The sequence below is a fragment of the Streptomyces sioyaensis genome, from assembly GCF_004122735.1.
Taxonomy (GTDB): Bacteria; Actinomycetota; Actinomycetes; order Streptomycetales; family Streptomycetaceae; genus Streptomyces; species Streptomyces sioyaensis.
In genome coordinates, this window is the sequence record NZ_SDIF01000278.1 from 1 (window position 1) to 1,299 (window position 1,299).

Annotated in this window: 1 protein-coding gene; it reads right to left on the reverse strand. The window is 75.3% G+C overall.

The window, feature by feature from the left end; translation table 11 throughout:
• Window positions 1-1,273: L-aspartate oxidase (locus tag EST54_RS33860; protein WP_129251480.1), on the reverse strand; the 1,273-nt coding region annotated here is incomplete at its 3' end.
• Window positions 1,274-1,299: the final 26 nt, after the last annotated feature.

A 1,299-nucleotide genomic window follows, 5' to 3' on the forward strand; every position in this document is an offset into this window, starting at 1 on the left:
CCGCGGCGATCCGCTCCGCGAAGACCAGGCCCTCCAGGAGGGAGTTGGAGGCGAGACGGTTGGCGCCGTGGACTCCGGTGCAGGCGACCTCGCCGCAGGCGTAGAGGCCGGGGACGGTGGTGCGCCCGCGCAGATCGGTGCGTACGCCGCCGGAGGCGTAGTGCGCGGCCGGGGCGACCGGTATCGGCTCGGTGACCGGGTCGATGTCATGGCTGCGGCAGGCGGCGAGGATGGTCGGGAAGCGCCTCTCCCACATCTGCGCGCCGAAGTGCCGGCCGTCCAGATACATGTGCTCGACGCCCTGCTCGTGCGCCCGGCGCATGATCGCCTTGGCGACGATGTCGCGCGGCGCCAGCTCGGCGAGTTCGTGCTGCCCCACCATGAAGCGGGTCCCGGCGGCGTCGACGAGATGGGCGCCCTCGCCCCGTACGGCCTCGGAGATCAGCGGCTGCTGGCCCTCCGCTTCCGGGCCCAGATACAGCACGGTGGGGTGGAACTGGACGAATTCCAGGTCGGAGACCTCCGCGCCGGCGCGCAGTGCCAGCGCCACCCCGTCGCCGGTGGAGACCGCCGGGTTGGTGGTCGCGGAGAAGACCTGCCCCATGCCGCCGGTGGCGAGCACCACCGCCGGGGCGTGCACGGCCCCGACGCCGTCGTGCTGGCCCTCCCCCATCACGTGCAGGGTGACCCCGGACGTGTGGCCCGCGGCGTCCGTGAGCAGATCGAGGACCAGGGCGTTCTCGACGGTGCGCAGTCCGGCGGCGCGGACCGCCTCGACGAGCGCGCGGGAGATCTCCGCCCCGGTGGCGTCGCCGCCGGCGTGCGCGATACGGCGGCGGTGGTGGCCGCCTTCGCGGGTGAGCGCTATCTCCTCGCTGCCCGGTGCGGTGTCGAAGCGGGCGCCGCTCCGGATGAGCCGGTGGACGGCGTCCGGGCCCTCGGTGACCAGGGTGCGGACGGCTTCCTCGTCACACAGCCCGGCGCCCGCCACGAGGGTGTCGGCCAGATGCTGCTCGGGGGTGTCGCCCTCGCCGAGCGCCGCCGCGATGCCGCCCTGCGCCCAGCGGGTGGAGCCGTCGTCCAGGCGGGCCTTGGTGACGACGACGGTCCGGCGGCCGGCCGCGGCGCAGCGCAGCGCGGCGGTCAGCCCGGCCACCCCGGAGCCCACGACGACGACGTCCGCCTCGATGGACCAGCCGGGGGCGGGGGCCGTCAGACGTATGCCGGTGCCTGGGACGGGGCCGGGGCCGGTGCCTGTTCCGGTGGCGGTCATCGGGTCGCTCCGAGGGGGCCTTGGGG